The organism is Actinosynnema sp. (assembly GCF_052038725.1).
Window position 1 is genome coordinate 1 of sequence record NZ_JBQGCX010000287.1, and the last position, 4,147, is coordinate 4,147.

General features: G+C 73.2%; 3 protein-coding genes. All 3 read right to left on the minus strand.

All coding sequences use genetic code 11. The features are described 5' to 3' along the window. Positions 1-310: 310 nt before the first annotated feature. Complete coding sequence (locus tag ACTUAL_RS05680) at positions 311-2,260, minus strand: ABC transporter ATP-binding protein (protein ID WP_440899502.1); 1,950 nt, start codon at positions 2,258-2,260, stop codon at positions 311-313. A 480-nt stretch (positions 2,261-2,740) separates the two neighbouring features. Then, positions 2,741-3,550, minus strand: coding sequence for an enoyl-CoA hydratase/isomerase family protein (locus tag ACTUAL_RS05685; protein WP_440899503.1), 810 nt, complete (start codon positions 3,548-3,550; stop codon positions 2,741-2,743). A gap of 69 nt (positions 3,551-3,619) precedes the next feature. After that, positions 3,620-3,829 (minus strand): helix-turn-helix domain-containing protein, encoded by a 210-nt coding sequence (locus ACTUAL_RS05690; RefSeq protein WP_015103570.1) that lies wholly within the window; start codon positions 3,827-3,829, stop codon positions 3,620-3,622. Positions 3,830-4,147: the final 318 nt, after the last annotated feature.

Below are 4,147 nucleotides of genomic sequence, written 5' to 3' on the forward strand. Positions count from 1 at the left end.
TGGGCGGCTTGTAGCGGGGTGGGACGCGGGCGGGCGGGCAAGTCAGGCGTGGGGGTGGGCGGCTGGGGCGCGCCGGGTGCCGCCGGGTGCCGCGGGGAGGGCGGGCCCCGTCGGGCGTGGCCGGGCGGACGCGCGTGGTCCACGAAGGTGCGTCGGGTGGTCACAGCCGGGCGGGGCGGGGCAGGGCAGGGCCGAGTCGGGCCGGGCCGGGCGGGCAAGTCAGGCGTGGGTGGGGGCGTTGGTCGGGGTTTCCCGGTGGCTTGTGGTGCGGCGGGCGCGGTCGGGGGAGGTCTCGGCCGCGCCCGGCGCGTCAGGCCCGCGCGGCCCCCGCCTTCTCGGGTGCCCCGCCCGTCGCCGCGGCCTCCACCCCGGCCGCTGCCCGGTCTCCCGCCGCCCCGTCTCCCGTCGCCCCGTCCGCCGTCCCGCTCCCCCGCGCCCCCTCCTGCGTCCCGTGCAGCTGCGCGTACCGCCCGTTCGCCGCGATCAGCTCGTCATGCGTCCCCCGCTCCACGATCCGCCCGCCCTCCACCACGAGGATCACGTCGGCCGAGCGGATGGTCGACAGGCGGTGCGCGATCACCAGCGCGGTCCGGCCGCGCAGGGCCTCGCCGAGCGCGGCCTGCACCGCCGCCTCGGACTCGGTGTCCAGGTGCGCGGTCGCCTCGTCCAGGATCACCACCCTGGGCCTGGCCAGCAGCAGCCTCGCGATGGTCAGCCGCTGCCGCTCCCCGCCCGACAGCCGGTACCCGCGCTCGCCGACGACGGTGTCGAGCCCGTCCGGCAGCGAGGCGACCAGCTGCTCCAGCCTGGCCCGCCGCAGCGCGTCCCACACCTCCTCCTCGGTCGCCTCCGGCCTCGGGTACAGCAGGTTGGCCCGGATCGTGTCGTGGAACAGGTGCCCATCCTGGGTGACCACGCCGACCGCGCCGCGCAGGTCCTCGGACGCGACCTCGCGCACGTCCACCCCGGACAGCCGCACCGCGCCCGCGTCGACGTCGTACAGCCTGGGCACCAGCGAGGCCAGCGTGGACTTGCCCGCGCCGGACGACCCGACCACCGCGACCAGCTGCCCGGCCTCGGCGCGGAAGTCCAGCCCGTGCAGCACCTCCTCGCCACCGCGCGTGTCCAACGTGGCCACCGATTCGAGGGAGGCCAGCGACACCCGGTCGGGGGCCGGGTAGCCGAAGCGGACGCCGTCGAACTCCACCGACAGCGGCCCCTCCGGCAGCGCCACCGGCTTCTCCGGCTCGGTGATCATCGGTTCCAGGTCGAGCACCTCGAAGACCCGCTCGAACGACACCAGCGCCGTCATCACGTCCACGCGCGCGTTGGCCAGCGCGGTCAGCGGCGCGTACAGCCTGGTCAGCAGCAGCGCCAGCGACACGACGGTGCCCGCCGCGAGCTCCCCGGTGATCGCCAGGTACCCGCCGAGCCCGTAGACCAGGGCCTGGGCGAGCGCGGACACCAGGGTCAGGCCGGTCATGAACCAGCGGGTGGCCATCGCGGTGCGCACGCCGATGTCGCGCACCCGCGCGGCCCGCTCGCCGAACTCGGCGGCCTCGGCTCGCGGGTGGCCGAACAGCTTGACCAGGGTCGCGCCGGGCGCGGAGAACCGCTCGGTCATCTGGGTGGTCATGCCCGCGTTCAGCCCGGACGCCTCGCGCTGCAGGTCGGCCATGCGCGCGCCCATCCGCCGCGCGGGCAGCACGAACAGCGGCAGCAGCACCAGGGCGAGCGCGGTCACCTGCCAGGACAGCGTGATCATCACGCCGAGCGACAGGCCGAGCTGGATGACGTTGGTGACCACCCCGGACAGGGTGGAGGTGAAGGCGCGCTGGGCGCCGATGACGTCGTTGTTGAGCCTGCTGACCAGCGCGCCGGTGCGGGTGCGGGTGAAGAACGCGACGGGCATCCGCTGCACGTGCTCGAACACGGCGCGCCGCAGGTCGTGGATCAGGCCCTCGCCGATGCGGGAGGACTGCCAGCGCTCGACGAGGCCGAGGCAGGCGTCGAGCACCGCGATGCCCGCGATGACGACGGCGAGCCACACCACGGTGGACACGTCGCCGTGCCCGACGATCGCGTCCACGACCCGCCCGGCGAGCACGGGCGTGCTGACCGCGAGCACCGCCGACACGACCGAGAGCAGCAGGAACACCACGAGCTTCGCCCGGTGCGGCCGGGCGACGGCGAGAACCCGGCGGAACGTGCCGCGCCGGACCCCGCTCGGGGCGTTGGAGGCGGCAACGGCCGCGCGCATCAGAGCCCAGGAACCTTCCACGCCCGTGGAGAACACCGGGGGACGCCGCTTGCTTCCCCGGTTCCGCCGAACGCGAACATTTTTCAGGTGGCGAATGGCCCAAGAGGGGCGCACCGGGGAATGCGGGACGTCGCAATCCTGCCGACGAACAGAATGCAAGTGCCACGATCGAGTGAACTTGCGCGATGCTTGGCCCACAAAACGACCCGCCGTGGAACCCGGAATTCCACCCGGAAGAACAAGGATCGTTCGCCCGGCGACCGTTGGGGCGCCACCGGAAACGTGTCGAGGGCTACCCCCGCATCCGGTTTCGCGCGCCGAGGACGTCCCGCGGGGGCGTCCCGAACCACACCGGGGACGGAACCTGAAAACGCTTTCAGTTCTACTTTCCGGAACCGGAGGGCCCGCCGAGGCGCCTGCGCGATCCCGCACCACCCCGAAGCGCCACGACCGGCGGCAGCGGCGATCAGGGCTCGACGATCAGGACCTGGCGAGCGCCGCGAGGTCCGCGAGCCTGCGCAGCTGGGCCTCCCGCTCGGCACGCAGCTGCTCCTCCTCCGACGCCCCGTCCGCGGCGGCGGCCAGCAGCGCGAGGGTCTCGCGCGTCGCGCCCGGAAGGGGCAGCGTGACGGCGGCGACCAGGTCGTCCACGGCGGAGTCGAGCCCGTCGACCGGCACGACCGCGTTGACCAGCCCCATCGCCAGCGCCTCGGTCGCGCCGACCGAGCGCCCGCTCAGGCAGATCTCGGCGGCCCGCGAGTACCCGACCAGCCGCACCAGGGGCAGCGTGCCGCCCAGGTCGGGGACGAGCCCGAGGGAGGTCTCGGCCATCCGGAACCGGGCGTCCTCGGCGGCGACGCGGAAGTCGCACGCCAGCGCCAGCTGGAAGCCCGCGCCGATGGCGTGCCCGCGCACGGCGGCCACGGTCACCCGCTCGGGGGAGCGCAGCCAGCGGAAGCCCTCCTGGAAGGACGCGATCAGCGCGGCCCCGCCCTCGGGACCGCGCTGCAGGATGTCCGCCAGGCCGGGTTCGCCGTCCACGTGGTCACCGGTGAACAGCCGCCGGTCCAAGCCCGCCGAGAAGGCGCGACCTGAGCCCCGGACGACCACGACGCGGACGTCCGGGCCCAGCTTCTCACCGATGTGGCGCAGAGCCTCCCACGTGGACGGCGTCTGCGCGTTGAGCACGTCCGGCCGTTCGAGCACGATGGTCGCGCGCGGTCCGTCGAGGACGAGCCGCACACCACCGCGCCCGAGCAGGTCGGCGTCCACTGCGCTCGATGCCGACATGCGCTGAAACCTCCGGGTCCGGGAGGGTGTCGCGTCCTGCGTCACCCGCTTGTGTTACCGGAGGGTAGCTTACTTCTTCTTCGTTCGGGTGGCGCCACCTCGACCGCGCAGCTGCACACCGGACTCGCTGAGGACCCGGTGCACGAAGCCGTAGGAGCGCCCGGTTGACTCGGCCAAAGCCCGGATGCTCGCGCCCTTTTCGTACTTCTTCTTCAGGTCAGCGGCCAGCTTGTCCCGTGTGGCACCGGTGATCCGGGCGCCCTTCTTCAGGTCAGCCACCTTGTCCCGCCTTCCGTGGACAGCAGGTCGGGCCTTGAAAGCCCCTGTCGTCGCAATGATCGATCACGGAGGGCGAGAACGCCAGGCGATCTTGCGAAAAGATCGGCGCGCGTTCGGATGATCACTCAGAGTTGATCGGGGTTTCGGGGGCGAAATCGTTGCGTCAGGCCAATTGCACGAGTTCCAGGTACTCCGCGGACCAGTGGTCCTCGGTCCCGTCCGGCAACAGGATCACCCGCTCGGGCTCCAGGGCCTCGACCGCTCCGGGGTCGTGCGTGACCAGCACGACGGCCCCCTCGTAGCGGCGCAGCGCGTCGA

What these genes read in the sequence shown, in the direction of transcription:
- ACTUAL_RS05680 (WP_440899502.1), bottom strand. Translation starts at nt 2,260, where the DNA reads ATGCGCGCGGCCGTTGCCGCCTCCAACGCCCCGAGCGGGGTCCGGCGC.
- ACTUAL_RS05685 (WP_440899503.1), bottom strand. Translation starts at nt 3,550, where the DNA reads ATGTCGGCATCGAGCGCAGTGGACGCCGACCTGCTCGGGCGCGGTGGT.